Raw genomic sequence first — 26,349 nt, 5'->3', positions numbered from 1 at the left:
CGTCGGTCGTATTAAGAGATTTTGCGCCCGCTAGTGGGGCAAATCAGTCCGGCGGGAGACGCGCTCCCGCCCCAGAGATTACTGTTTCGCACGCTCTTCAAGCATGGCGACTGCTGGCAGTTTCTTGCCTTCCACGAACTCCAGGAAAGCCCCGCCGCCGGTAGAAATATAGGAAATTTTATCTTCAATACCGAACAGATCGATGGCAGCCAGCGTATCACCGCCTCCGGCGATAGAGAATGCGTCGCTCTCTGCAATCGCCTTCGCTACAATTTCAGTTCCTTTACGGAAGTTCGGGAATTCGAACACGCCAACCGGGCCATTCCACAGAATAGTTTTGGCTTCTTTCAACAGCTTAGCCATCGCCAGTGCGGTTTCGTCACCGAAGTCCATGATCTCTTCGTCGTCTTTGACTTCACTCACTTTCTTGACGGTAGAGGGGGCAGTTTCAGAGAATTCTGTGCCTACGCGGGAGTCGGTCGGCACCGGGATTTTGAATTCATCACGCAGTTTTTTCGCTGCTTCAACAAAATCAGGCTCATAGAGAGATTTACCGACGTTGTTATCGATAGCCACGAAGGTGTTAGCGATGCCGCCGCCCACAATGACGGTATCCGCAATTTTCACCAGCGAATTCAGCACGTCAAACTTGGTAGAGACTTTAGAACCGCCAACCACAGCCACCATTGGGCGAGCCGGGCTTTTCAGCGCTTTACCCAGCGCGTCTAATTCCTCAGCCAGCAGCGGGCCTGCACAGGCGACCGGAGCAAATTTACCTACGCCGTGGGTAGAAGCCTGCGCGCGGTGAGCCGTACCAAACGCATCCATCACGTAGATGTCGCACAGCGCAGCATATTTTTTAGAGAGGGCTTCGTCGTCTTTCTTTTCGCCTTTGTTGAAGCGAACGTTTTCCAGCACGACCAGTTCACCTTCGGCAACTTCCACGCCATCAAGGTAATCTTTTGCCAGGCGAACAGGAGAAGAGAGTTTGTCTTTCAGATAGTTAACAACTGGCAGGAGAGAGAACTCCTCGTTGTATTCACCTTCAGTTGGGCGACCAAGGTGGGAGGTTACCATCACTTTTGCGCCCTGCTTCAGCGCCGCTTCGATGGTCGGCAATGAAGCACGAATACGTGCATCAGACGTCACTTTCCCTTCTTTTACCGGCACGTTCAAATCAGAACGGATAAGTACGCGTTTGCCAGCAAGATCCAGATCGGTCATCTTAATTACAGACATGGTGAATCCTCTCGTTGATTCTCTAAGTTTTGACGGGCGCAGTCCGCGCCCTACCTGAAACCGCTTGCGGCCATCGCTAACGTGGTGTCGATCATCCGGTTAGCAAAGCCCCACTCGTTGTCGCACCAGACCAGCGTCTTGATCAGGTGCTGACCGCTGACCCGCGTCTGCGTGCCATCGACTATGGCACTGTGCGGATCATGGTTAAAATCTATTGAGACTAACGGTAGTTCCGTATAGTCAACTATACCACTAAATGCCCCTTCTGACGCGTTTCGCAACAAGGCATTAACTTCGCAAGCCCCTACCGCGCGCCTGACGCTGACGCTCAAATCAATCGCCGTCACGTTTATAGTAGGCACGCGTACCGCTATAGCCTCAAACCGGTCATTAAATTTAGGAAAAATACGGGTAATCCCGGCAGCAAGCCGCGTATCGACCGGAATAATGGACTGACTGGCCGCACGCGTACGGCGCAGGTCGCTGTGGTAAGCATCAATCACCTGCTGATCGTGCATGGCAGAGTGGATGGTAGTCACCGTACCCGACTCGATGCCGTAGGCATCATCCAGCAATTTAATCACGGGAATAATACAGTTCGTCGTGCAGGAGGCATTGGAGACAATCAGGTGATTAGGCTGGAGTTCTTTCTCATTCACACCAAAAACCACGGTGGCATCCAGGTCATTACCGCCAGGATGGGAAAAGAGCACTTTTTTGGCGCCCGCAGCCAGATGCGCTTCACCATCTTCGCGGCTGCCATAGACGCCGGTGCAGTCGAGAACCACGTCCACATTCAGCTCCCGCCACGGCAGTGCGGCAATCTCCGCACGGTGCAGCAAACGAATCGTATCTTCGCCTACCGAAAGCAGATCCCGCTCCTGACGCACCTCCCAGCCAAAGCGTCCGTGGCTGGTATCGTACTTCAGCAAGTGCGCCATGCCCGCTGCTTCCGCCAGCTCATTGATAGCCACCACGGTGATTTCCGCCCGACGGCCGGTTTCATAGAGCGCACGCAGTACGTTACGTCCGATGCGGCCAAACCCGTTTATGGCAATGCGAACTGTCATATCACTCCAGCATCTGAATTCAGTGTAAAACTGGAGCGTTAGCCTGAGGCAGACGATCGGGTTTGTACAGGGAATTTTTATGTCACGCCACCAGCCTGAAAACCCGTCTGAGTTACGCCCGGAGACCAACTGAAACGGTTCAGCTAGGATAATTGAACTCAGGAATAATAGGAATGACCGGGATCAATTGCAGCGACAATCTTTGGATCTGTGTCACAGATTTGCAAAATTAAGCCGGTGGAGAGAGGGGTGGCAGAAAAGGAATCGAAGGCAGATTTTGGCATGAGTGGACACAGGCCGCAGTAAAGGGGCGGGATAGCTCCCGCCCCAGCGGATTACAGCAGTTCTTTGGTTTTAGCGACCACGTTATCCACGGTGAAGCCAAACATCTCAAACAGCTGCTCAGCAGGCGCTGACTCACCAAAGGTGGTCATGCCCACGATAGCGCCGTTCAGGCCGGTATACTTGAACCAGTAGTCGGCGATACCCGCTTCGATAGCCACGCGAGCGCTGACCGCTTTCGGCAGTACCGCTTCACGGTAGGCAGCATCCTGCTTGTCGAAGGCATCGGTAGAAGGCATAGAAACTACGCGAACTTTACGCCCTTCTGAGGTCAGCCGGTCATACGCGCCCACCGCCAGCTCAACTTCGGAACCGGTAGCGATCAGGATCGCCTCAGGCTGGCCATCGCAATCTTTCAGCACGTAACCGCCGCGCGCAACGTTAGCCAATTGCTCAGCATTACGATCCTGCTGCGCCAGATTCTGACGGGAGAAGATCAGCGCCGTTGGGCCATCAACACGCTCAATCGCGTATTTCCACGCCACCGCAGACTCTACCTGGTCACAAGGACGCCACAGGCTCATGTTTGGCGTGACGCGCAGGCTGGCCATCTGCTCAACCGGCTGATGCGTCGGGCCATCTTCACCCAGACCGATAGAGTCGTGGGTATAGACCATGATTTGACGGATTTTCATCAGGGCAGCCATACGGGCCGCGTTGCGCGCATATTCCACAAACATCAGGAAGGTTGCGGTATACGGCAGGAAGCCACCATGCAGCGTGATGCCGTTAGCGATGGCGGTCATACCGAATTCGCGGACGCCATAATGGATATAGTTACCGGCTGCGTCTTCATTGATTGGCTTAGAGCCGGACCACATGGTCAGGTTGCTTGGTGCCAGGTCGGCTGAGCCGCCCAGATATTCCGGCAGCAGCTTACCAAAGGCTTCCAGGCTGTTCTGCGACGCTTTACGGCTGGCGATTTTCGCCGGGTTAGCCTGCAGTTGCTCAATAAACTTCTGCGACTCTGCCTGCCAGTTAGCCGGCAGCTCGTTACCCATACGGCGTTTGAACTCTTCCGCCAGCTCAGGGTGCGCTTTAGCATAGGCCGCGAACTTCTCGTTCCATGCGGCTTCTTTAACCTGGCCTGCTTCTCTGGCATCCCACTGCGCGTAGATATCCTGTGGGATTTCGAACGGCGCATGGCTCCAGCCAAGCTGCTTACGGGTCAGGGCTACCTCGTCATCACCCAGCGGCGCGCCGTGTGAATCATGGGTGCCAGCTTTGTTTGGCGAGCCGAAACCGATAACGGTTTTGCACAGCAGCAGAGATGGTTTGTCGCTGACTGCTTTCGCTTCTTCAACCGCTTTTTTAATCGCTTCAGCATCGTGGCCATCCACGCCGCGTACCACGTGCCAGCCGTAGGCTTCAAAACGCTTAGCGGTATCATCGGTAAACCAGCCGTCAATATGGCCGTCGATAGAGATGCCGTTGTCATCATAGAAGGCAACCAGCTTGCCCAACTTCAGCGTTCCCGCCAGCGAGCAGACTTCATGGGAGATACCCTCCATCATGCAGCCGTCCCCCATAAACACATAGGTGCTGTGATCGACAACTTCGTGACCAGGACGGTTAAACTGAGCGGCCATTGTGCGCTCTGCAATCGCCATGCCTACGGCGTTTGCAATGCCCTGCCCCAGCGGACCGGTGGTGGTCTCAACACCTGCGGTGTAACCAAATTCCGGGTGACCTGGAGTTTTAGAGTGCAGCTGACGGAAGTTAGCCAGTTCCGCGATCGGCAAATCATAGCCGCTGAGGTGCAGCAGGCTGTAAATCAGCATAGAGCCGTGGCCATTGGACAGCACAAAGCGGTCGCGGTCAGCCCAGAGTGGGTTAGTGGGGTTATGGTTCAGGAAGTCACGCCACAGCACTTCGGCGATATCCGCCATGCCCATTGGGGCGCCCGGGTGGCCAGATTTGGCTTTTTGTACCGCATCCATACTTAGTGCGCGAATGGCGTTAGCAAGCTCTTTACGAGAAGACATGTTCTACTCCAGGTCGGATTAAACGCTTCGCCGTCCTTAACCTATTTTAATCAATGAGTTATCAGGCAAAGTTGTAAAAGTCGACCCACAATGTACATGAAACACAGGTCTCCTGTACATGGCGAAACGTGCAAAATACCGGGGGGAAACTTGCGCTTTGAGAGCCGAGCCACTATGCATTTGTGGCGGGGAAGGTTATAACGCCCTCTTTATCGTTCGCTTTTTTACCACTCTTTTTGGCAGGTTCTTGTTTTTATTACCTTGTTACTCACTGGATGAAATAATATGAAATTACGTCACTCTTTACTTACCCTGGGTCTGATTTCCGCACTTTCTGGTTGCCAGAATTTCGACAGTAATGCGCTGTTGCAGTCTGGCGCGCAGGCCTATCAGGCTGCCACGCTTAGCGATGAACAGGTCAAAGAGCTGAGTGTGAAGTCGTGCGAGCAGATGGACAGCGAAGCGCAGATTGCGCCCGCCGGCAGCGTATATACCCAGCGCCTGAACAAGATCGCTGCAGCGCTGGGCGACAACATCAACGGCACGCCAGCTAACTACAAGGTTTATGTGACCAAAGACGTTAATGCCTGGGCGATGGCGAACGGCTGTATCCGCGTCTACAGCGGACTGATGGATATCATGACCGACAATGAAGTGGAAGGCGTACTCGGCCATGAAATGGGCCACGTTGCGCTGGGTCATACCCGTCGCGCCATGCAGGTTGCCTACAGCGCTACGGCTGCCCGTACGGCGGCGGCATCGGTGGGCGGCATCGCCGCTACGCTTTCCCAGTCTCAGTTGGGCGACCTTGGCGAGAAACTGGTTAACGCGCAGTTCTCACAGAAACAGGAATCGCAGGCAGATGACTACTCGTTTGATCTGATGAAGAAACGCGGTATCAATCCGGAGGGCCTGGTCACCAGCTTTGAAAAACTCTCGAAGCTGGAAGGCAGCCACGAAAGCACCATGTTTGACTCCCACCCCTCTTCCGCTTCCCGCGCGCAGCACATCAAAGATCGTATCGCTGCGGGTAAATAATTAAAGCGATCAAAAAGGGCGCACCCACCGGTGCGCCCTTTAACTGACTCTCTTTCAGAGCCAGGCTTTTGCAAAGAGGGCTTGCCTGATGGCACAGCCCGCCTTACTTTTCAGCCGTTATCTTGCTCTTTGCAGCTCAGCCCTTGTTCACGGCCTGAACGTGCAGCATATCCAGCGCCAGCGTTGCCGCAGCAAGCGCCGTCAGATCGGACTGATCGTAGCCCGGTGCCACTTCCACCAGATCCATCCCGACGATGTTTAACCCCTGCAGACCGCGCACCAGCTTAGTTGCTTTATCCGTGGTCAGTCCACCAATCACCGGCGTGCCGGTTCCCGGCGCGTGAGCCGGATCCAGACAGTCGATATCAAAGGTCAGGTAAACCGGCATATCGCCTACGATCTCTTTCACCTGAGCCAGGATCTCATCCACGCTGCGATCGTTAACCTGCGCCGCATCCAGAACATTAAAGCCCAGCGAGGCGTCAAATTCAGTGCGGATGCCGATCTGCACGGAGCGTGCCGGATCGATCAGCCCTTCCTGCGGCGCATGGTGGAACATGGTGCCGTGGTCAAACTTCGGCCCGTTAGAGTAGGTGTCGGTATGGGCATCGAAATGCACCAGCGCCATTTTGCCGAAGTATTTCGCATGCGCGCGCAGCAGAGGCAGCGTCACGTAATGATCGCCGCCGAAGGTCATCATGCGCTTGCCGTTCGCCAGCAGTTTTTCCGCGTGCGCCTGCAGCTTATCGGTCAGATCCTGCGAATCGCCAAAGGCGTAAACCAGGTCGCCACAGTCAATCACCTTCAGGCGCTGACGCAGATCAAAGTTCCACGGCCAGCGGCAGCCTTCCCACGCCAAATTAGTGGAGATCTGACGAATGGCCCCCGGCCCCAGACGGCTGCCCGGTCGGCCCGAGGTCGCCGCATCGAAAGGAATACCGGTAATCACCCACTCGGCATCGCTGTCGTAGGGTTGGAAGTTAACCGGAAAACGCATAAAACCAAAGGCGTTTGAAACCAGCGAGTTATCATACTGGTTGCCCAGGGTATTATTCATACACAATCCTCTTTATTCATCTTCCAGATAGGTATAGCCGTAGAGGCCAGACTCAAACTCTTCCAGGAATTGCGCGCGCAGCTCTTCGTCCAGATCGCTCTCTTTGATCTGATTGCGGAAGTGCGTCAGCAGCTCCTGCGGATCGAGCTGGACATATTCCAGCATGTCAGCAACGGTGTCGCCTTCATCTGAAAGCTGCACGTCAACCCGACCATCCGCATAGGCAAAGACGTCAACCGCTTCGGTATCGCCGAACAGGTTGTGCATGTTGCCGAGGATCTCCTGATAGGCACCGACCATAAAGAAGCCCAGCATCGGCGGGTTATCTACATCGTACTGCGGCATTGGCATAGTAGTCGCGATGCCGTCACCGTCCACGTAGTGGTCGATGGTGCCGTCCGAGTCACAGGTGATATCCAGCAGCACGGCGCGACGCTCTGGCGATTTATTCAGTCCTTCCAGCGGCATAACCGGGAACAGCTGATCGATTCCCCACGCATCCGGCATCGACTGGAACAGCGAGAAGTTGACGTAGATTTTGTCCGCCATGCGCTCCTGCAGTTCGTCGATAATCGGACGGTGCGCGCGGTTGCTTGGATCCAGATGCTGCTGGATATAGTGGCAGATGCTCAGATAAAGCTGCTCGGCCCAGGCACGCTGCTTCAGGTCGTAAGTTCCCTGCGAGTAGCCGGTGTGGATATCAAACAGATCCATCTGGCTGTCGTGCAGCCATTCGCGCAGCGAGCGGCGGTTATTTGGCTCGTGCATCTCCTGCCAGGTGTCCCACATGCTGACGATAGGACGTGGCGAATCGCCTTCAGGCGGATGCGGTTCGCTGAACTCGTTACGCTCCACGCCGATGATGTTCGACACCAGCACAGTATGGTGCGCGGTTACCGCACGGCCAGACTCGGTGATCACCGTAGGGTGCGGCAGATTGTGCTCTTCACACGCATCGCCTATCGCCCAGATGACGTTGTTCGCATACTCATTCAGGCCGTAGTTTACCGAACAGTCGGACTGCGAACGGGTGCCTTCATAATCGACGCCCAGGCCACCGCCCACGTCAAAGCACTGAATGTTTACGCCAAGCTTAGCCAGCTCCACGTAGAAACGCGCCGACTCACGCACGCCAGTCGCGATATCACGGATGTTCGCCATCTGTGAACCGAGGTGGAAGTGCAGCAGCTGCAGGCTCTCCATCCGGCCCGCTTCACGCATGATCTCTACCAGCTTCAGAACCTGGGTTGCCGACAGACCAAATTTAGATTTTTCGCCGCCGCTGGATTGCCATTTACCGGAACCCTGCGAGGCCAGGCGCGCACGGATACCCAGGCGAGGAATGACATTCAGCCGTTCAGCCTCTTCCAGCACCAGCTTCACTTCGGTCATTTTTTCCAGCACCAGATAGACTTTATGGCCCATCTTTTCGCCGATCAGCGCCAGACGAATATATTCACGGTCTTTGTAGCCGTTACAGACAATCACCGAGCGCGTCATGCCCGCATGCGCCAGCACCGCCATCAGCTCAGCTTTGGAACCCGCTTCCAGGCCCAGCGGTTCGCCAGAGTTAATCAGCGACTCAATTACGCGCTTGTGCTGGTTAACTTTAATTGGATAGACGAGGAAGTAATCACCGCGATAGCCATAGGATTCACGCGCACGTTTAAAAGCCGCGTTTATCGAACGAAGGCGATGTTGCAGAATCTGAGGGAAACAAAACAGGGCGGGAAGACGCTGGCCTTCAGCCTCACGCTCTTTAACCAGCTTCGCTAAATCAACGCGTGCTTCCGGCACGTCCGGATCGGGACAGACACTGATATGCCCCAGCTCATTGACGTCATAATAATTATTGCCCCACCAGGCAATATTGTAGGTGCGCAGCATCTTGCTGGCATCTTGATCGCTCATAGCCACCTCCTGCATTGAGCGGAGTACACCCTGTTCGCCTGCTGACGAACCCTTGATAGTCTTCATGTCGTCAGACATTACGAGCCTCAAATTCAAATGATGCGAAACAGTTAACTACTATCGCAGGGAAATGCTGCGACAACAACCCATCGACTACCGGGAAATCCAGCATAAAACACTGGCGAATCACACCAATCGGTCTCTGAAGTATAACATTAAACCTGGCGCGCACTCCCCAGGGCACTCACTCTCAGACAGCGCTGAGTGAGGGGAAAGCACAATAAAAGAGTAGACGGCGTGGATGTCGGAAAGATGAAGGAGGTCGGGACAGTTCAACGCAGCGGCGTTTTATACAGCCGAAACGCCCAAAATGCAAAATCTAAATCGTTGAAGTGAGTACCCTGTCATGAATATTTTCCACTCTGCCCCTAAACGGAAAAAAGCTTTAAAGAAAAAAGGCTGGCAATCCGATTAATGAGTAACCTAAAATAGCCGTCCAGATGTTAATCCATCTATACTGGTTAACTTCTAAGCGTCTTCATTTATATGTACTGCTCATGGCTTTGCCTGAGGGGGCGCTGAGAGCCTGAACCGGTTAACGGTGACAGTATTTTCGCGCTAGGCAGTCGATTTCAACCCGTATTCAGTAAGGTAAAGAATTAATGGCTAAACACCTTTTCACTTCCGAGTCCGTCTCAGAAGGACATCCTGATAAAATTGCTGACCAGATTTCCGATGCCGTGCTCGATGCCATTCTTGAGCAGGATCCGAAAGCTCGTGTGGCTTGCGAGACGTATGTAAAAACTGGCATGGTGCTGGTAGGCGGCGAAATTACCACTTCTGCCTGGGTTGATATCGAAGAGATCACCCGTAACACCGTGCGCGAAATCGGTTATGTCCATTCCGATATGGGCTTTGATGCCAACTCTTGTGCCGTACTGAATGCTATTGGTAAACAGTCACCTGACATCAACCAGGGCGTTGACCGTGCGGACCCTCTTGAGCAGGGTGCAGGCGACCAGGGTCTGATGTTTGGCTACGCCACCAACGAAACTGATGTGCTGATGCCAGCCCCCGTGACCTATGCTCACCGTCTGGTGCATCGTCAGTCAGAAGTGCGTAAAAACGGCACGCTGCCGTGGCTACGCCCGGATGCCAAGAGCCAGATCACCTTCCAGTATGATAACGGCAAAATTGTCGGTATCGACGCTGTGGTTCTCTCTACCCAGCATTCTGAAGATATCTCTCAGAAAGATCTGCAGGAAGCGGTGATGGAAGAGATCATCAAGCCGGTACTGCCGGAAGAGTGGATCAACGCCAGCACCAAATATCACATCAACCCGACCGGCCGTTTTGTTATCGGTGGTCCAATGGGCGACTGCGGATTGACCGGACGTAAAATCATCGTTGATACCTACGGCGGTATGGCACGTCACGGTGGCGGCGCATTCTCCGGTAAAGACCCCTCTAAAGTTGACCGTTCTGCAGCCTATGCGGCGCGCTATGTGGCAAAAAATATCGTTGCTGCGGGTCTGGCTGACCGCTGCGAGATTCAGGTTTCTTACGCTATCGGCGTGGCTGAACCGACCTCAATCATGGTGGAAACCTTCGGTACTGAGAAAATCTCTACCGAGCAGTTGACCTTGCTGGTGCGCGAGTTCTTTGACCTGCGTCCATACGGTTTGATCCAGATGCTGGACCTGCTGCACCCTATCTACCGTGAGACAGCAGCTTACGGTCACTTTGGTCGTGAGCACTTCCCATGGGAAAAAACTGACAAAGCGGCACTGCTGCGTGAAGCGGCCGGCCTGAAGTAAGCCCAGACAGGCAGTTCTGAGGGCACCCAGTGGGTGCCCTTTTTTCATCTCTGCCGCTGGCAGAATAGCCTTCTGTGGCTACACTTCTTTTGGTCCTGAGGGGCATAATTGTTAACGGTTACACGCAGAAACATTCTGTAAATCTGACAATTAAGAATTAACACGCTTAACAAGGTGTAGCGGAATGCGCTATTTTCAGCGCTGTCCGATAGCGGGGCACTTGGGAACTAAGTAAGACTACTATCACTAACTGGTTACAAAGCGTAAGCGCGCGTGAAAATGCTGTTTTTCGGATTGATCTGGTGTGTAACCGATTACACCAATGTGATCTCCAGCACAGTCTTGCGGGCTGAGGTTTTCTAACATTTATAACAACAATAAGCAGTACCACTTTAATGGAGGCGTTATGCCTGATAATAAGAAACAGAGCAGAACATCGAACAAGGCGATGACCTTTTTTGTTTGTTTCCTTGCAGCACTGGCCGGTCTGTTATTTGGTCTGGATATCGGCGTGATCGCCGGCGCCCTGCCATTTATCGCCAAAGATTTTAACGTCACCCCGCATCAGCAGGAGTGGATTGTCAGCTCAATGATGTTCGGTGCCGCCGTCGGTGCTGTCGGCAGCGGCTGGATGTCCTCCCGTCTGGGGCGTAAAAAAAGCCTGATGATTGGCGCAGTGCTGTTCGTCATCGGCTCCCTCTGGTCTGCCATGTCCTCTAACCCGGAAATGCTGATCTTCGCCCGCGTTATTCTGGGTCTGGCCGTGGGTGTGGCTTCTTATACTGCGCCGCTTTATCTTTCCGAGATCGCTCCGGAAAAAATTCGCGGCAGTATGATTTCGCTCTACCAGTTGATGATTACCATCGGGATCCTGGGTGCTTACCTCTCTGACACCGCCTTCAGCTACACCGGCGAATGGCGCTGGATGCTGGGTATCATCACCATTCCTGCTGCTCTGCTGCTGGTGGGTGTCTGCTTCCTGCCAAACAGCCCGCGCTGGCTGGCGGCAAAAGGCGACTTCCGCACCGCTCAACGCGTGCTGGATCGTCTGCGTGATACCAGCGAACAGGCAAAACGCGAGCTGGATGAGATCCGTGAAAGCCTGAAGATCAAACAGTCTGGCTGGAGTCTGTTTAAAGACAACAGCAACTTCCGCCGTGCGGTTTATCTGGGCGTGCTTCTGCAGGTGATGCAGCAGTTCACCGGTATGAACGTCATCATGTACTACGCGCCGAAGATTTTTGAGATCGCTGGCTTTACCAATACCACCGAGCAGATGTGGGGCACCGTAATCGTTGGCCTGGTCAACGTACTGGCTACCTTTATCGCTATCGGTCTGGTTGACCGCTGGGGCCGCAAACCAACGCTGAAGCTGGGCTTTATGGTGATGGCAGTAGGCATGGGCGTGCTGGGAACCATGCTGCATATGGGCATTCATTCTGAAGGCGCGCAGTACTTTGCTATCGCCATGCTGATGATGTTCATCATTGGTTTTGCCATGAGCGCCGGTCCGTTGATCTGGGTACTCTGTTCTGAGATCCAGCCGCTGAAAGGCCGCGATTTCGGTATCACCGTTTCCACCGCGACTAACTGGATTGCCAACATGATTGTGGGCGCAACCTTCCTGACCATGCTTAATACCCTGGGCAACGCGAATACCTTCTGGGTCTACGCCGGTCTGAACGTCGTGTTCATTATCCTGACCATTATGCTGATTCCGGAAACCAAGAACGTTTCGCTGGAACACATTGAACGCAACCTGTTGGGCGGCAAAAAGCTGCGCGATATCGGCCAGCGTGACTAAAAGTACTGGCCGGGGAAACCCGGCCAGCTTTATTGTAATCCTCCTCCCCCGATCGTATCCTTTGCCGTATGAAATCCCTCAGAGTTCCCATTGCGCTGCAACAGGCGGTGATGCGCTCGCTGCGTGAAAAATTGCAGCAGGCAAACCATCGGCTTGAGCGCCACTATCCTGAACCCAAACTTCTCTACCAGCAGCGCGGCACGGCTGCAGGCACGGCATGGCTGCAACAGTGGGAGATCCGCCTGAATCCGGTGCTTCTGCTGGAGAATCAGCAGGCGTTTATTGATGAAGTCGTTCCTCATGAGCTGGCGCATCTCCTGGTCTGGAAGCATTTTGGCCGCGTGCCTCCCCACGGCAAAGAGTGGAAGTGGATGATGGAAAGCGTGCTCGGTGTGCCTGCAGAGCGCACCCACAAATTTGAGATTGACTCCGTACGCAGCCGTGCATTTCCCTATCGCTGTGGCTGCCAGCAGCATCAGCTGACCGTACGCCGCCACAACCGCGTGATACGGGGGGAGAGCGAGTATCGCTGCGTCCACTGCGGTGAACGCCTTCAGCCCGGTGATTTCCAAAAATCTGAAAAACTGGCCTGAGAGCGAAAATAGCGCCAATAATGCTCCAATTAACGCCAGTTGATTTCCCGTAACCGCTTGCATCTGTTACTCTCGCCGCCTCGTTTTCAAGAGAGATTTTCGGAACATGCTTCGCAACATTATTCGCTGCTTTTCACTCTTTTTGCTCCTCTCCCCGCTGGTTGCGCACAGTTTCAGCCTGAACAACTATCACCAGAACAGTTTTGGTCAGGCTAAGGAGTATGCGGCTAAGCTCAATGCTGACGCGCCGGGTTCCTTCTACTGTGGCTGTAAAATCACCTGGAAAGGCAAGAAAGGCGTTCCGGATCTCGCCTCCTGCGGCTATCAGGTACGTAAAAACGCCAGCCGCGCAAAGCGTATCGAATGGGAACATGTGGTACCGGCCTGGACCTTTGGACACCAGCGCCAGTGCTGGCAGAATGGCGGCCGTAAACAGTGCGCCAAAGATGCTGGCTATCGCCGTATTGAAACGGACCTGCATAACCTTCAGCCCGCAATCGGTGAAGTGAACGGCGATCGCGGTAACTTTATGTACAGCCAGTGGAACGGCAGCGAGCGCCAGTATGGTCAGTGTGAAATGAAAATCGACTTTAAAAACAAACTGGCGGAGCCGCCAGCCCGCGCCCGTGGTGCGATAGCACGAACCTGGCTTTATATGCGCGACCAATACCAGATAAGCATGTCAAAGCAGCAGACCCAGCTGATGACGGTCTGGAACCAGCTCTATCCGGTCACGCCGTGGGAGTGTGAGAGAGATAACCGCATTGCTAAGGTACAGGGCAATCATAATCCTTATGTACAGCAGGCTTGCCAGCGGTAAAATCACTGACCTAAACTAGAGCACATCTTCAGGCCGTGCCGATGGCGTGGCCATTAACCTTTAGCAGGATTTCCATGCGAATACCCCGCATTTTCCATCCCGAGACGTTGACCGCTGGCAGTGAGATTGCCCTCAGCGACGAGGCCGCGAACCATGTAGGTCGCGTACTGCGCATGGGAGCCGGACAGGCCCTGGAATTGTTCGATGGTACTAATCTGACTTTTCCCGCAGAAATTGTGCAGGCAGATAAAAAAAGCGTTCGCGTTCTGGTGGGCGAAAGCCGCGAAGAGAGCCGTGAATCCCCGCTTCACCTGCATCTGGGGCAGGTAATGTCCCGCGGCGAGAAGATGGAGTTCACCATTCAGAAGGCCGTTGAACTCGGGGTAAATGTGATTACCCCCTTGTTTTCTGAGCGCTGTGGCGTAAAGCTGGACGCCGATCGTCTGGCTAAAAAGCATCAGCAGTGGCAAAAAATCGTGATTGCCTCCTGTGAACAGTGCGGCAGAAACAGCGTGCCGGAAGTACGTGAAGCCATGACGCTGGAAGCGTGGTGCGCAGAGCAGGATGCGGGATTAAAGTTGAACCTGCATCCAAGAGCCAGCCAGAGCATTAAGACGCTGCCACTCCCCGTCGGGCGAGTCCGGCTTCTTATTGGTCCGGAAGGTGGCCTGACCGCTGATGAAATCAGCATGACGGCACGCTACGGCTTTACCGATATCCTGTTAGGTCCGCGCGTACTTCGCACTGAAACAACGGCGTTGACGGTGATTACTGCCCTTCAGGTCCGCTTTGGCGATCTCGGGTAGGCGTGCGATAAAACAGAACGCATCACTTCATCCCGCCTTGCAGAGCGGGCCGGAGAGCCCAATTGGTGATGCAAAATTATTTTAGTTGGGTAAGTTATGCCGGACCGCTGAGTCTGAGCGTCCTTGTTGCGGCCACGCCAGCGTGCAGGAACTTCAGCGAACTCAAAGGCGCGTGAGTTTCAAACACGGCCAGCGTTAAACATGGCAAATAAGATAGCTCACTGGAGAGACAAAATGATTAAGCTTGGCATTGTGATGGACCCTATTACCTCCATCAATATCAAAAAAGACACCAGCTTCGCAATGTTGCTGGAAGCACAGCGCCGTGGTTACGAAATCCATTATATGGAGATGAACGATCTCTATCTGCGCGGTGGGGAAGCTCGTGCGCGTACCCGCAGCCTTAGCGTAGAGCAGAACTATGATAAGTGGTTTGAGTTCGGCAGCGAGCAGGACATTGCGCTGGCCGATCTGAACGTGGTGCTGATGCGTAAAGATCCGCCGTTTGATACCGAGTTCATCTATGCTACCTATATCCTTGAACGTGCCGAGGAACAGGGAACGCTGATCGTCAACAAACCGCAGAGCCTGCGTGACTGTAACGAAAAGCTGTTCACCGCCTGGTTTGCGGAACTGACGCCAGATACTCTGGTGACCCGCAATGCGCAGCAGATACGTGAGTTCTGGCAGGAGCATGGCGATATCATCCTGAAACCGCTGGATGGCATGGGCGGCGCGTCCATTTTCCGCATCAAGCAGGAAGATCCTAACCTGTCGGTCATCATCGAGACGTTAACCGAGCACGGTAACTTCTACTGCATGGCGCAGAACTATCTGCCTGCTATTAAAGAAGGGGATAAGCGCGTGCTGGTGGTGGATGGCGAACCTGTGCCCTACTGCCTGGCCCGTATTCCCAAGTCTGGTGAAACGCGTGGAAATCTGGCGGCTGGTGGACGTGGTGAAGCGCGTCCGCTTTCTGAAAGCGACTGGGAAATTGCCCGCCGCGTGGGCCCGACCCTGAAAGCCAAAGGCCTGATTTTTGTAGGTCTGGATATTATTGGCGATAAGCTGACCGAGATTAATGTGACCAGCCCAACCTGCGTCCGTGAGATCGAGGCCGCATTCCCAATTTCAATTACTGGTATGCTGATGGATGCCATTGAAAAACGTCTGGCCTGACGGTACGCGGGGTCAACGGGCCCCTTTATTAACCCGTTAATTACGCACGCGGCCCGGGTCGCGTGCGGTTAACCCGAATACAGAATCCTGATATGAATTTACAGCATCATTTTTTGATTGCGATGCCCACGCTGCAGGACCCGTTATTCAAGCGCTCGGTGGTTTATATCTGCGAGCATAATGATGACGGAGCCATGGGCCTGATTGTGAATAAGCCAATGGATAACTTAACCGTTGACGGTATTCTGAAGAAACTCAAAATTATGCCCACGCCGCGTGAGCCAGAGGTCAAACTCGACAAGCCGGTTTTCTCCGGTGGCCCGCTGGCAGAAGATCGTGGATTTATCCTGCACTCTGCCCAACGCACTTTCGCCTCCAGCATCCGCGTTTCCGATAATACGGTGATTACCACCTCGCGCGATGTGCTGGAAACGCTGGGGACGCCAGAACAGCCGAGCAGCGTGCTGGTTGCGCTGGGCTACTGCGCCTGGGAGAAAGATCAGCTGGAAAATGAGCTGCTGGAAAACGCCTGGCTGACCACGCCCGCTAACAGCAATATTCTGTTCCAGACCCCAATAGCCGAACGCTGGCGGGAAGCAGCAAAAAGCATTGGTATTGATATTCACAATATCACCAGTGATGCAGGTCACGCCTGATGAGCCATATGACTCTGCTGGCGTTTGATTTCGGCACCAAAAGTATTGGCGTGGCCATTGGGCAGCAGCTCACCGGCACGGCCAGACCGTTAGCGGCGCTGAAGGCGCAGGACGGCACGCCGGACTGGAATAAAATTGAAGCGTTACTGAAAGAGTGGCAGCCGGACCGCGTGGTCGTCGGCCTGCCGCTGAATATGGACGGCACCGAGCAACCGCTGACGGTACGCGCCCGTAAGTTTGCTAACCGCATTCATGGCCGGTTTGGCGTGCAGGTGGACCTCCACGATGAGCGTCTCAGCACCATTGAAGCCCGGGCAGAGCTGTTCGAACGCGGTGGCTTCCGCGCGTTGAGCAAAGGCAGCGTGGACTCTCTCTCTGCGGTGATCATTCTTGAAAGCTGGTTCGAGAACAGCTGGGCCTGAGGTCAGATTAACCAGCCTGATCCGGGTCTGGCCCGGCGATTAACCCCGTTTTTCTCCGCCCGGCCAGACTTTGAGCAAAGGTCTGCATCCCACTTTGCATGCCCGTTTCCAGCAGGCCAGCAAGCTGATGGGTTTTCCCCTCGCGGATCAGGTTCGCTACCGCAGGCGTATTCACCAGTACTTCAAATAGCGCCACCCTTCCCTGTTCCGCGCCCTGCTCCAGCCGCTGTGCTATAACCGCTTTCAGGCTGCCAGCCAGTTGGCTGCGCACCAGGTTTTTCTCCGCCCCGGGAAAGAGATCCACCAGCCTCTCCACGGCCTGCGTTGCGCCACGGGTATGCAGCGTTGCCAGCACCAGATGCCCGGTTTCTGCCGCCGTCAGCGCCTGTTGAATCGTCTCGCCATCACGCAGTTCCCCGAGCAGGATAATATCGGGATCTTGCCTCAGCGCGCCGCGCAGCCCTTCACTGAACGAAATGCAGTGCTGACCCACTTCCCGCTGCTGGATCAGCGAGCGCTGACTGTGATGAATAAATTCGATCGGATCTTCCAGCGTGAGAATGTGCCGATCCTGCACTCTGTTGATCTCGCCAATCAACGCCGCCAGCGTGGTGGATTTACCGCTGCCCGTTGCGCCGGTTACCAGTACCAGTCCGTCGTTCAGGGTTAACAAGGTGTGAGCGAAGGCAGGCAGTTTCAGCTCCGCAAGCTCGGGACAATGGCACGCTATCAGCCTCAGCGCCAGTGAAAGCCCCTGCTGCTGGCGGAACAGATTGGCACGCAGACGCGTGCCATCCGCCATCGTCAGAGCAAAATCGAGCTGGCCCGCCTGGTCAAACTGTCCGATCTGGGCTGCGGTAAGCCACCTTTTTGCCGTCGCTTCCAGCAGCCCGGCGGTGACGGTGATGGCATCCGGCACCGGCTCCAGCCTGCCGCAACGCCGCCAGAATGGAGAATGACCACTGCAAAGGTGCAGATCCCCCGCGTTATGCTTTACACTAAGGGCCACCATCTCCTCAATATTCATATTACTCCCTGACTATGACCTCGATTCAGCACAACTTACAGCAAGTCCGCGAGAGGATCTCAGCGGCCGCCGCACGGTGCGGGCGCGATCCGGCAGAAATTACCCTGCTTGCAGTCAGCAAAACAAAACCTGCGAGCGCGATCGAAGAAGCGGTTGCCGCGGGCCAGCGCTGTTTTGGCGAGAACTACGTACAGGAAGGTGTCGACAAAATTAAAGCGTCAGGAAATTCCGCTCTCGACTGGCACTTTATTGGCCCGCTGCAATCCAACAAGAGTCGGCTGGTTGCTGAACATTTTAACTGGTGCCACACCATTGACCGGCTGAAGATTGCTGCCCGTCTTAACGAGCAGCGTCCGCAGGAGCTGCCGCCGCTGAACGTGCTGATCCAGATAAACATCAGTGACGAAAACAGTAAATCTGGCATCATGCTGGAGGCGCTGAGCGAGCTGGCAAAAGAGATTTCACTGCTGCCTCGTTTAACGCTGCGCGGTCTGATGGCTATCCCCGCGCCTGAGAGTGACTATGCGCGGCAGTTAGCCGTCTGTAGCCAGATGGCAGAAGCGTTTAACGAACTGAAAAAAAAGTATCCCTCCGTCGACACGCTTTCTCTGGGAATGAGCGACGATATGGATGCCGCGATAGCGGCAGGCAGTACAATGGTGCGCATCGGCACCGCAATTTTTGGCGCGCGTGATTACAGCGCCGCTCACAACAATAACTGAGGAACCCCATGCTGACGTTGACTTTTCTGGTCAAGACCCTGATCGATCTCTACGTAATGGTGCTGCTGTTGCGTATCTGGATGCAGTGGTCGCGCTGTGATTTCTATAATCCGCTCTCACAATTTATCGTAAAAATTACTCAGCCGGTGCTCAAACCGCTGCGGCGGATCCTCCCCTCTATTGGCCCGGTAGATACTGCACCACTGCTGCTGGCCTTTGTGCTCACTACGCTGAAATACCCAATTTTACTGTTAATCCAGGTAGGGGCCTTCTCTGTTGATCCGATGAACCTGCTGGTTGGCCTGCTCTCGCTGATTAAATCGGTCGGTTATCTGGTGTTCTGGGTGATCATTATCCGCTCGCTGATGAGCTGGATCAGTCAGGGTCGTGGCCCGGTAGACTATGTATTAATCCAGCTGACCGAACCGCTGATGGCCCCCATCCGCCGTATACTGCCCGCGATGGGCGGGATCGATTTCTCCGCGATGGTGGTGATCCTGATCCTCTATATGTTGAACTACCTGGGCATGGATCTCTTCCCTGGCCTCTGGTATCTGCTGTAATTTGAAAAATTCTGGACCTGATATGCAAAAAGTTGTGCTCGCCACCGGAAATCCCGGCAAAGTTCGTGAAATGGCCGATTTGCTGGCCGCCTTTGGCCTCGACATTGTGGCGCAAACGGAACTGGGCGTGGAGTCAGCCGAAGAGACCGGCCTGACGTTTATTGAAAACGCGATCCTGAAGGCGCGTCACGCCGCGGCGGTAACCGGCTTGCCGGCGATCGCCGATGATTCCGGGCTGGCGGTAGATGCGCTGGGCGGCGCGCCGGGGATCTACTCTGCGCGCTATGCGGGCGAAGAGGCGAGCGACCAGCAGAATCTGCTCAAGCTGCTTGCCGCGCTGGAAAGCGTGCCGGACGGCGCCCGCCAGGCAGAGTTCCACTGCGTGCTGGTCTATCTGCGTCATGCAGAGGATCCCACGCCACTGGTGTTCCACGGCAGCTGGCAGGGTGAAATTACCCGTGCCGCTGCGGGCGTTGGCGGCTTTGGTTACGATCCGATTTTCTTTGTTCCGGCCCTGGGCAAAACGGCGGCGGAGCTGACAAAAGCGGAGAAGCATGCCGTTTCCCATCGGGGTAAAGCGATGACGCTGCTGCTGGAAGCGATGCGTAATGCGTAAGCTGCCTCCGTTAAGCCTCTATATCCATATCCCATGGTGCGTGCAGAAGTGCCCCTACTGCGACTTCAACTCCCACGCGCTGAAGGGCGAAGTGCCGCACGAGGAGTACGTGCGGCATTTGCTGGCGGATCTGGATGCTGACCTGCCGCTGGCCTCAGGACGTGAAGTCAGCACCATTTTCATCGGCGGCGGCACCCCCAGCCTGTTAAGCAGTGAAGCGATGCAGATGCTGCTGGATGGCGTTCGCGCTCGTTTGCCGCTCTCCCCGACTGCTGAAATCACCATGGAGGCGAACCCTGGTACGGTGGAAGCAGACCGCTTCAGCGGCTACCAGCGTGCCGGGATTAACCGTATCTCGATTGGGGTGCAGAGCTTCAGCGAGCAGAAACTGGCGCGTCTGGGACGCATTCACGGCCCGGAAGAGGCCAGACGGGCAGCAGGACTCGCCACTGACCTGAACCTGCGCAGCTTTAATCTGGATTTGATGCACGGGCTGCCGGATCAGTCGCTGGAAGAGGCGCTGGACGATCTGCGCCAGGCCATTGCGCTCAATCCGCCGCATCTCTCCTGGTATCAGCTTACTATTGAGCCAAACACGCTGTTTGCCTCTCGTCCGCCGGTTCTGCCGGATGACGATGCGCTGTGGGATATTTTTGAACAGGGTGACCAGCTGCTGACGGCGGCAGGTTACGTGCAGTACGAAACCTCTGCTTATGCAAAGCCAGGCTACCGCTGCGAACATAATCTTAATTACTGGCGCTTCGGAGACTATCTGGGCGTTGGCTGCGGCGCGCACGGTAAGCTGACTCAGGCTGACGGGCGAATCATCCGCACCAGCAAAACGCGGCATCCTCGTGGATTTATGGCGGGAAATTATCTGGATCGCCGCCATGAAGTCAGCGACAGCGAGAAGCCGTTCGAATTCTTTATGAACCGCTTCCGCCTGCTGGAAGCCGCGCCGCGCGAGGAGTTTCAGCTTTATACCGGCCTTGCGGAAAGCGTTATCCGGCCGCAGATCGACGAAGCTCTCAGCCAGGGCTATCTGACCGAAACGCCGGAAAGCTGGCAGGTGACGGAGAAAGGCAAGCTGTTTCTGAATTCGCTGCTGGAGCTGTTTCTGGCCGAAGAGGCGTAACTCTTCACTGAAAAAAAACGCCTGATGTGTTTATCAGGCGTTTTTTTATGGCTGTAAGTCAGGCTGTTATTTCAGCCCGGCAATCATCGCCTTGCGCTGATCTTCCAGCGTGGTAACGCGGTTACAGACTTCATGACCGAAATTCTGGAAATCTTTCTCCTGATTTTTCCATTCGGCCTGAATAGACTGCTGCAGACCGCCCAGATTACCCATGATCGCCTGCAGAGGATTGCTGCCGTTGCCAGCCTGCTTGCTGCCCATCTCGTTCAGGCTGTCCTGCACCACGCCACCCATCGCATTCTGCACCAGTTGCTCACCGTCCTGACGAACCTGGTCGATGGCCTGATGGTGGAAAGTCAGCCCGTCGTCGCGGTGCTCAATAATGCGGTTCATCTGCTGCTTAAGCTGCGTATCCAGCGAGGTCAGACGGTTACGCACGTTGCTATCCTGACCCAGCTTTTCTACGATCACTTTGTCCAGCGCTAGGCGGCCTTTTTCCAGACGCTGACGCGCGCCCTGATCGATCCAGGGCAAATCACGCCGTAGCGCGGTCTGGTAATCAATCGCTTTCTGCCGCGTGGCGGTATCCACCGTCGCGGCTTTACCGTTGCGCTGCACATCTCCCGTCGGCGTGATGGTCAGATTGCCGCTGGCTCCGACAACCTGCACGCTCTGCGGAGAGAGAACGATATCATCCTGAGGTTTCACGCTACATTGATAGTCTGCCTGAGCCTGGCCCGCTGCCAGTAACAACGCACCCACCATCATCGCTTTACGCATTTGCATTCTCCTGAAAGTGAAAAGGCCACGCATGCGTGGCCCCAAAATTATTTCCCACATCCTGCGGGATGTTAAGCGGGATACTACTTAGTCCCACCAGACATCGAAAAGTTCGGTCACCTGAATGTTATTCAGCTTGCGCTCTTCCAGCCACTTGCGCACCAGCTCGCGGTGCTCGTCAGTACATTTACCGGTCTGCTGCAGGCAGATCAACCCTTCCCACTGCAGGTAGCCGCTGCCGTCAAACGCCAGGCCGTTAGGATCGATCACTTCTTCAATCAGTGCATCAACGGTTTTGTCGATGGTCTCTTCGCTGGTGCCTTCCGGGAAGCCGAAGCCGATGGAAAAACCTAATTCCTGAAACTCATCGATATGCATTTTTTTACGCAAACGACGACTGCGTTGGGTAGCCATTATTTAATCCTCTCAAACATCAGATCCCAAACACCGTGGCCAAGACGCTGGCCACGCTGCTCAAATTTCGTTAACGGACGCGACTCGGGACGCGGCACGTAATTTTGCGTTTCGGACTGGTTTTTATAGCCCGCGATGCTGCTCATCACTTCCAGCATATGCTCGGCGTAGGCTTCCCAGTCGGTCGCCATATGGAACACGCCGCCCAGCTTCAGCTTGCGCATCACCAGCTCGGCAAACGGCACCTGAACGATACGGCGCTTGTTGTGGCGCGCTTTATGCCACGGATCCGGAAAGAACAGCTGCACCATACGCAGCGAGTTATCCGGGATCATCTTATCCAGCACGTCGACGGCATCGTGGCACATCACGCGGAGATTCTCCACGCCAGCCTCATGCGCGCTGCTCAGGCAGGCCCCCACGCCCGGCGAGTGCACTTCAATACCCAGGAAGTTTTGCTGTGGATTGCTTTCAGCCATGGTCACCAGCGAGGCGCCCATGCCGAAGCCGATTTCCAGCACAACAGGGGCTTCACGCCCAAACAGGCTCACCAGGTCCACCGCCTCAGGCTGATATTCCACGCCCATCACTGGCCAGTAATTATCCAGCGCGTGCTGCTGGCCTTTTGTCAGGCGGCCCTGACGACGAACGAAGCTGCGAATACGGCGCATCGGGCGACCGTTTTCATCAAACTCCGGAGAAATGACATCATTCTTCATGTTTCTGCCTGCTGCTCTGGAATCTCTGGAAAGGGGGCATTATGCAAAGTTACGGCGGTTAAGCAAGCTCCGGCAACTTCCGGTTTACAGCATAGTTGGTCTGTGCTGGAATCCCAGCCTGATTTTTCATTCTCCAGGATATTTCTCTACCATGATGCAAGCGCCGCACTTCTCCCGGCAGGTACTGGACTGGTATCAACGCTTTGGCCGCAAAACGCTGCCCTGGCAGCTGGAAAAAACGCCCTATAAAGTCTGGCTTTCGGAAGTGATGCTGCAACAGACGCAGGTGGCGACGGTGATCCCCTACTTCGAGCGTTTTATGGCGCGTTTCCCCACCGTTACCGATCTGGCGGCTGCACCGCTGGATGAAGTCCTGCACCTCTGGACCGGGCTGGGTTACTACGCCCGCGCGCGCAATCTGCACAAAGCCGCTAAAATGGTGGCCGATAAGCATCACGGGAATTTTCCGCAGACTTTTGCCGAAGTGGCAGATTTGCCGGGCGTTGGCCGCTCCACCGCTGGCGCCATTCTCTCTCTTTCTCTGGGACAGCATTACCCTATCCTTGATGGCAACGTTAAGCGCGTGCTGGCTCGCTGCTATGCCGTTTCCGGCTGGCCGGGTAAGAAAGAGGTTGAGAAACGCCTCTGGCAGATCAGTGAAGAGGTGACGCCTGCAGAGGGGGTCAGCCAGTTTAATCAGGCGATGATGGATCTGGGCGCCATCGTCTGCACCCGCTCTAAGCCAAAATGCGAAATCTGCCCGCTGAATATGGGCTGTCTGGCCTATGCCAACGGGAGCTGGGCTTCTTACCCGGGTAAGAAGCCGAAACAGACGCTACCAGAGCGCACTGGCTGGCTGCTGATGATGCAGCAGGGTCAGGAAGTGTGGCTGGAGCAGCGCCCGCCAGTGGGGCTCTGGGGTGGGCTGTTTTGCTTCCCGCAGTTTGCTACGCAGCCAGAGCTGGAACAGTGGCTGAGTGAAAAACGCATCGATAGCGCCGCTTTGCAGCAGGGTATCGCGTTTCGCCACACCTTCAGCCATTTCCACCTGGATATTGTCCCGATGTGGCTGGAACTGCCTCCGGCAGGCGCGGCAATGGATGAAGGCGCTGGTCTCTGGTATAACTTAGCGCAACCACAGTCCGTTGGGCTGGCCGCTCCGGTGGAACGCCTGTTACAACAGCTGCGTCAGCCACAACAGAAAGCGCTGAACATCCGCGCCACAGAAGAGGAAGAGTAATGAGCCGAATGATTTTTTGCACGTTCCTGCAGCGTGACGCCGAAGGGCAGGATTTCCAGCTCTATCCGGGCGAAACAGGCAAGCGTATTTATAATGAGATCTCTAAAGAAGCCTGGTCGCAATGGATGAGCAAGCAGACCATGCTGATCAATGAAAAGAAACTCAGCATGATGAACCCGGAAGATCGTAAGCAGCTTGAGCAGGAGATGATCAAGTTCCTGTTCGAAGGGCATGACGTCCATATCGAAGGTTACACCCCGCCAGAAGAATAATCGTTGGGCCTCACAGATGAGGCCCTCTCAATGTGGGCGAAGCACGACAAGATGAAGAAGAAACTGATAGGTTTGCTGGTAATAGCGCCGCTGCTGATCTCCTGCTCAGGCAATAAAAAACCAGCTTTCCACGAAGAGTGGGTCAAGGACACCAACGGCTTCGATATTCTGATGGGTCAATTTGCCCATAACATCGAGAATATCTGGGGCATTAACGAAGTGCTGATCGCCGGCCCCAAAGATTATGTGAAGTACAGCGATCAATACTATACGCGCAGCCACATTAACTTTGAGTCAGGCTCGATCACGATCGAGACCATCGCCGGAACCGATCCAATGGCCAGCCTGCGTCAGGCCATTATCACCACGCTGCTGATCGGTGAAGATCCGGGTAATGTCGATCTCTATTCCGATGCGAACGACATCAAGCTCGGCACCGAGCCGCTGCTCTATGGCCAGGTACTGGATAACACCGGGCAGCCGATCCGCTGGCAGGGTCGTGCGGCCAGCTTCGCAGATTACCTGATCCAGAATAAGCTTCAGCGCCGCAATGTCGGCCTGCATGTGATCTGGTCGGTCACCATCCCGATGGTGCCAAACCATCTGGATAAGCGTGCGCATAAATATCTGCCGATGGTCCGCGAAGCCGCTGCGAAATATGGCGTCGATCAGTCGCTGATCCTGGCGATCATGCAGATTGAATCGAGCTTCAACCCCTATGCGGTGAGTCATGCCGATGCGCTGGGGCTGATGCAGGTGGTGCAGCACACCGCCGGTGTGGATGTGTTCCGCATGAAAGGTAAATGGGGCAAACCGAGCCGCAGCTATCTGCTGGATCCGGAGAATAATATTGATGCCGGTACGGCCTATCTGTCGATCCTTCAGAGCAACTATCTGGGCGGTATCAGCAACCCGACTTCACGCCGTTATGCGGTGATCACCGCCTATAACGGAGGGGCTGGCAGCGTGCTCAAGGTCTTCTCCAGCGATAAGACCCGGGCATTCAATACGATTAACAACCTCTCGCCTGCCGAGGTCTATCAGACGCTGACCTCTAACCATCCATCGGCTGAATCCCGCCGCTATCTCTACAAGGTGAACAGCGCCCAGAAGAGCTATCACCTCTACTGAGTGCTTTAGCTACCGGATGAGGTCGACTTTATCCGGTAGCGGTTCATGTCCGGCATACAGCACGGCAAAGATGACTGTTTCCACCAGGGCAAATTTTTCAGATGCCGTGCGCCTGCTGGCAGCCCAAAAAGGGCTGCCGTTTTTCAGGCAAGAACAGACTTTCAGCGGGTGATATTTTTAAACTGGCGGGTGGTATCGGTCAGTGCGCTCTCGGTCGGCAGGCGCTCCATCGAGCTGGCGCCGTAAAAACCATCGCACTGTGGGCAGTTATCCAGAATATATTGCGCATCTTGCGGGCTGGAGATCGGGCCGCCATGGCAGAGCACAATCACCTCTTTACGCACCGCTTTTGCCGCCGCCGCCCACTGATTAATCAGCGGCACGCAGTCGGATAATTTCAGCGCGGTTTCAGCGCCGATATTGCCGCCGGTGGTCAGCCCCATATGCGGCACAATGATATCGGCACCCGCTTTGGTCATCGCAATGGCATCCGCCTCGCTGAATACGTAGGGAGTAGTCAGCAGCCCTTTCTGATGCGCCAGGGCGATCATCTCCACTTCCAGCCCATATCCCATGCCCGTCTCTTCGAGATTAGCGCGGAAGTTGCCATCAATCAGCCCTACGGTCGGAAAGTTCTGCACGCCCGAAAAGCCCATCGCCTTCAGATCGTCCAGAAATTTGTCAAAATGGCAGAAAGGATCGGTGCCGTTCACGCCCGCTAACACTGGCGTATTTTTCACTACCGGCAGCACTTCTTTTGCCATATCTACCACAATCTCATTGGCGTTGCCGTAGGCGAGCAGGCCCGCAAGCGATCCACGTCCTGCCATGCGGTAGCGACCTGAGTTGTAGATCACGATCAGATCGATCCCGCCCGCTTCTTCACATTTTGCGGAGAGCCCCGTTCCGGCGCCGCCACCGATGATCGGTTCGCGGCGGGCAATCATCGCGTTAAATTTTGTCAGTATATCCTGACGGGTAAAAGCCATTT

General features: G+C 55.0%; 27 protein-coding genes. 16 read left to right on the top strand and 11 right to left on the bottom strand.

Annotated features, from left to right (window positions below; translation table 11 throughout):
* Window positions 1-78: 78 nt before the first annotated feature.
* The 3 genes from pgk to tkt all read right to left on the bottom strand — a co-directional run bounded on the left by pgk (window position 79) and on the right by tkt (window position 4,636).
* The gene (gene pgk / locus Q3V30_RS04035) at window positions 79-1,239 is read right to left on the bottom strand and encodes a phosphoglycerate kinase (RefSeq protein WP_306210704.1); all 1,161 of its coding nucleotides are present in this window, start codon (window positions 1,237-1,239) and stop codon (window positions 79-81) included.
* Between the two features lie 50 nt (window positions 1,240-1,289).
* Window positions 1,290-2,309, bottom strand: coding sequence for an erythrose-4-phosphate dehydrogenase (epd, locus tag Q3V30_RS04030; protein ID WP_306210702.1), 1,020 nt, complete (start codon window positions 2,307-2,309; stop codon window positions 1,290-1,292).
* 335 nt (window positions 2,310-2,644) lie between these two features.
* Complete coding sequence (tkt, locus tag Q3V30_RS04025; protein ID WP_306210700.1) at window positions 2,645-4,636, bottom strand: transketolase; 1,992 nt, start codon at window positions 4,634-4,636, stop codon at window positions 2,645-2,647.
* 285 nt (window positions 4,637-4,921) lie between these two features.
* Between tkt and loiP the strand changes: the two genes are divergently transcribed.
* A complete protein-coding gene (gene loiP / locus Q3V30_RS04020; RefSeq protein WP_306210698.1) occupies window positions 4,922-5,674 on the top strand; it encodes a metalloprotease LoiP in 753 nt (250 codons plus the stop codon).
* Window positions 5,675-5,810: 136 nt separating this feature from the next.
* Here the strand turns inward: loiP and speB are convergent, their stop codons facing one another.
* Genes speB through Q3V30_RS22725 form a run of 3 tightly spaced genes read right to left on the bottom strand, consistent with a single transcriptional unit; the run spans window position 5,811 to window position 8,814 of the window.
* Complete coding sequence (speB, locus tag Q3V30_RS04015; RefSeq protein WP_306210696.1) at window positions 5,811-6,731, bottom strand: agmatinase; 921 nt, start codon at window positions 6,729-6,731, stop codon at window positions 5,811-5,813.
* A 12-nt stretch (window positions 6,732-6,743) separates the two neighbouring features.
* Window positions 6,744-8,720, bottom strand: coding sequence for a biosynthetic arginine decarboxylase (gene speA, locus Q3V30_RS04010; protein WP_306210694.1), 1,977 nt, complete (start codon window positions 8,718-8,720; stop codon window positions 6,744-6,746).
* Entirely contained in the window at window positions 8,713-8,814 is a 102-nt protein-coding gene (locus tag Q3V30_RS22725) for a virulence promoting factor (protein ID WP_412916661.1), read from the bottom strand. The genes speA and Q3V30_RS22725 overlap by 8 nt, the downstream gene beginning before the upstream one ends.
* A 490-nt stretch (window positions 8,815-9,304) precedes the next feature.
* Here Q3V30_RS22725 and metK point away from each other — a divergent pair, with 490 nt between their 5' ends.
* The 8 genes from metK to ruvX all read left to right on the top strand — a co-directional run bounded on the left by metK (window position 9,305) and on the right by ruvX (window position 16,739).
* On the top strand, window positions 9,305-10,459 hold the full coding sequence (metK, locus tag Q3V30_RS04005; RefSeq protein ID WP_306210692.1) for a methionine adenosyltransferase: 1,155 nt from the start codon (window positions 9,305-9,307) through the stop codon (window positions 10,457-10,459).
* 406 nt (window positions 10,460-10,865) lie between these two features.
* Complete coding sequence (locus Q3V30_RS04000; protein ID WP_306210690.1) at window positions 10,866-12,263, top strand: sugar porter family MFS transporter; 1,398 nt, start codon at window positions 10,866-10,868, stop codon at window positions 12,261-12,263.
* A 68-nt stretch (window positions 12,264-12,331) separates the two neighbouring features.
* Entirely contained in the window at window positions 12,332-12,856 is a 525-nt protein-coding gene (locus Q3V30_RS03995) for a SprT family zinc-dependent metalloprotease (RefSeq protein WP_306210688.1), read from the top strand.
* Window positions 12,857-12,962: 106 nt separating this feature from the next.
* Window positions 12,963-13,676, top strand: coding sequence for a deoxyribonuclease I (gene endA, locus Q3V30_RS03990; protein WP_306210686.1), 714 nt, complete (start codon window positions 12,963-12,965; stop codon window positions 13,674-13,676).
* A gap of 74 nt (window positions 13,677-13,750) precedes the next feature.
* Window positions 13,751-14,482, top strand: a complete 732-nt coding sequence (gene rsmE / locus Q3V30_RS03985; protein WP_306210684.1) for a 16S rRNA (uracil(1498)-N(3))-methyltransferase — start codon at window positions 13,751-13,753, stop codon at window positions 14,480-14,482.
* Between the two features lie 234 nt (window positions 14,483-14,716).
* Window positions 14,717-15,661 carry a glutathione synthase gene (gene gshB / locus Q3V30_RS03980; RefSeq protein WP_306210682.1) on the top strand — a complete coding sequence of 315 codons (945 nt, stop codon included), beginning with the start codon at window positions 14,717-14,719 and terminating at the stop codon, window positions 15,659-15,661.
* Window positions 15,662-15,753: 92 nt separating this feature from the next.
* Window positions 15,754-16,317 (top strand): YqgE/AlgH family protein, encoded by a 564-nt coding sequence (locus Q3V30_RS03975; protein ID WP_306210680.1) that lies wholly within the window; start codon window positions 15,754-15,756, stop codon window positions 16,315-16,317.
* Window positions 16,317-16,739, top strand: a complete 423-nt coding sequence (gene ruvX, locus Q3V30_RS03970) for a Holliday junction resolvase RuvX (RefSeq protein ID WP_306210678.1) — start codon at window positions 16,317-16,319, stop codon at window positions 16,737-16,739. Before Q3V30_RS03975 ends, ruvX begins: the two co-directional genes overlap by 1 nt.
* Window positions 16,740-16,746: 7 nt before the next feature.
* On the opposite strand, the gene Q3V30_RS03965 is transcribed toward ruvX, so the two are convergent.
* Window positions 16,747-17,766, bottom strand: a complete 1,020-nt coding sequence (locus Q3V30_RS03965; protein WP_306210676.1) for a type IV pilus twitching motility protein PilT — start codon at window positions 17,764-17,766, stop codon at window positions 16,747-16,749.
* 14 nt (window positions 17,767-17,780) lie between these two features.
* On the opposite strand from Q3V30_RS03965, the gene Q3V30_RS03960 reads away from it, so the two are divergent.
* The 4 genes from Q3V30_RS03960 to hemW are packed head-to-tail and all read left to right on the top strand — an operon-like array spanning window position 17,781 to window position 20,802.
* A complete protein-coding gene (locus Q3V30_RS03960; RefSeq protein ID WP_306210674.1) occupies window positions 17,781-18,488 on the top strand; it encodes a YggS family pyridoxal phosphate-dependent enzyme in 708 nt (235 codons plus the stop codon).
* A gap of 8 nt (window positions 18,489-18,496) precedes the next feature.
* Window positions 18,497-19,051 carry a YggT family protein gene (locus Q3V30_RS03955; protein WP_306210672.1) on the top strand — a complete coding sequence of 185 codons (555 nt, stop codon included), beginning with the start codon at window positions 18,497-18,499 and terminating at the stop codon, window positions 19,049-19,051.
* 22 nt (window positions 19,052-19,073) lie between these two features.
* Complete coding sequence (rdgB, locus tag Q3V30_RS03950; RefSeq protein ID WP_306210671.1) at window positions 19,074-19,667, top strand: RdgB/HAM1 family non-canonical purine NTP pyrophosphatase; 594 nt, start codon at window positions 19,074-19,076, stop codon at window positions 19,665-19,667.
* On the top strand, window positions 19,660-20,802 hold the full coding sequence (gene hemW, locus Q3V30_RS03945; RefSeq protein WP_306210669.1) for a radical SAM family heme chaperone HemW: 1,143 nt from the start codon (window positions 19,660-19,662) through the stop codon (window positions 20,800-20,802). The genes rdgB and hemW overlap by 8 nt, the downstream gene beginning before the upstream one ends.
* 66 nt (window positions 20,803-20,868) lie before the next feature.
* On the opposite strand, the gene Q3V30_RS03940 is transcribed toward hemW, so the two are convergent.
* The 3 genes from Q3V30_RS03940 to trmB form a co-directional block, all read right to left on the bottom strand.
* Window positions 20,869-21,582, bottom strand: a complete 714-nt coding sequence (locus Q3V30_RS03940; protein ID WP_306210667.1) for a YggN family protein — start codon at window positions 21,580-21,582, stop codon at window positions 20,869-20,871.
* Window positions 21,583-21,669: 87 nt separating this feature from the next.
* Window positions 21,670-21,996: a YggL family protein gene (locus tag Q3V30_RS03935; protein ID WP_306210665.1), complete on the bottom strand. Its 327-nt coding sequence runs from the start codon at window positions 21,994-21,996 to the stop codon at window positions 21,670-21,672.
* Window positions 21,996-22,715 carry a tRNA (guanosine(46)-N7)-methyltransferase TrmB gene (trmB, locus tag Q3V30_RS03930; RefSeq protein ID WP_306210663.1) on the bottom strand — a complete coding sequence of 240 codons (720 nt, stop codon included), beginning with the start codon at window positions 22,713-22,715 and terminating at the stop codon, window positions 21,996-21,998. Before trmB ends, Q3V30_RS03935 begins: the two co-directional genes overlap by 1 nt.
* 151 nt (window positions 22,716-22,866) lie before the next feature.
* On the opposite strand from trmB, the gene mutY reads away from it, so the two are divergent.
* From mutY to mltC, 3 genes are read left to right on the top strand one after another with little or no spacing between them, the layout of a single operon-like run.
* The gene (gene mutY, locus Q3V30_RS03925) at window positions 22,867-23,955 is read left to right on the top strand and encodes an A/G-specific adenine glycosylase (RefSeq protein WP_306210661.1); all 1,089 of its coding nucleotides are present in this window, start codon (window positions 22,867-22,869) and stop codon (window positions 23,953-23,955) included.
* Window positions 23,955-24,227 carry an oxidative damage protection protein gene (locus Q3V30_RS03920; RefSeq protein ID WP_306210659.1) on the top strand — a complete coding sequence of 91 codons (273 nt, stop codon included), beginning with the start codon at window positions 23,955-23,957 and terminating at the stop codon, window positions 24,225-24,227. The genes mutY and Q3V30_RS03920 overlap by 1 nt, the downstream gene beginning before the upstream one ends.
* 51 nt (window positions 24,228-24,278) lie before the next feature.
* Window positions 24,279-25,358: a membrane-bound lytic murein transglycosylase MltC gene (gene mltC, locus Q3V30_RS03915; protein WP_306210657.1), complete on the top strand. Its 1,080-nt coding sequence runs from the start codon at window positions 24,279-24,281 to the stop codon at window positions 25,356-25,358.
* A gap of 161 nt (window positions 25,359-25,519) precedes the next feature.
* On the opposite strand, the gene Q3V30_RS03910 is transcribed toward mltC, so the two are convergent.
* The gene (locus Q3V30_RS03910) at window positions 25,520-26,347 is read right to left on the bottom strand and encodes a phosphoenolpyruvate hydrolase family protein (RefSeq protein ID WP_306210655.1); all 828 of its coding nucleotides are present in this window, start codon (window positions 26,345-26,347) and stop codon (window positions 25,520-25,522) included.
* Window positions 26,348-26,349 lie beyond the last annotated feature (2 nt).

Origin of the sequence: Erwinia pyri, assembly GCF_030758455.1 — a bacterium.
GTDB lineage: Bacteria > Pseudomonadota > Gammaproteobacteria > Enterobacterales > Enterobacteriaceae > Erwinia > Erwinia pyri.
Note: the sequence above shows the minus strand (reverse complement) of the source record. Positions and strands in the feature narration are given on the sequence as shown.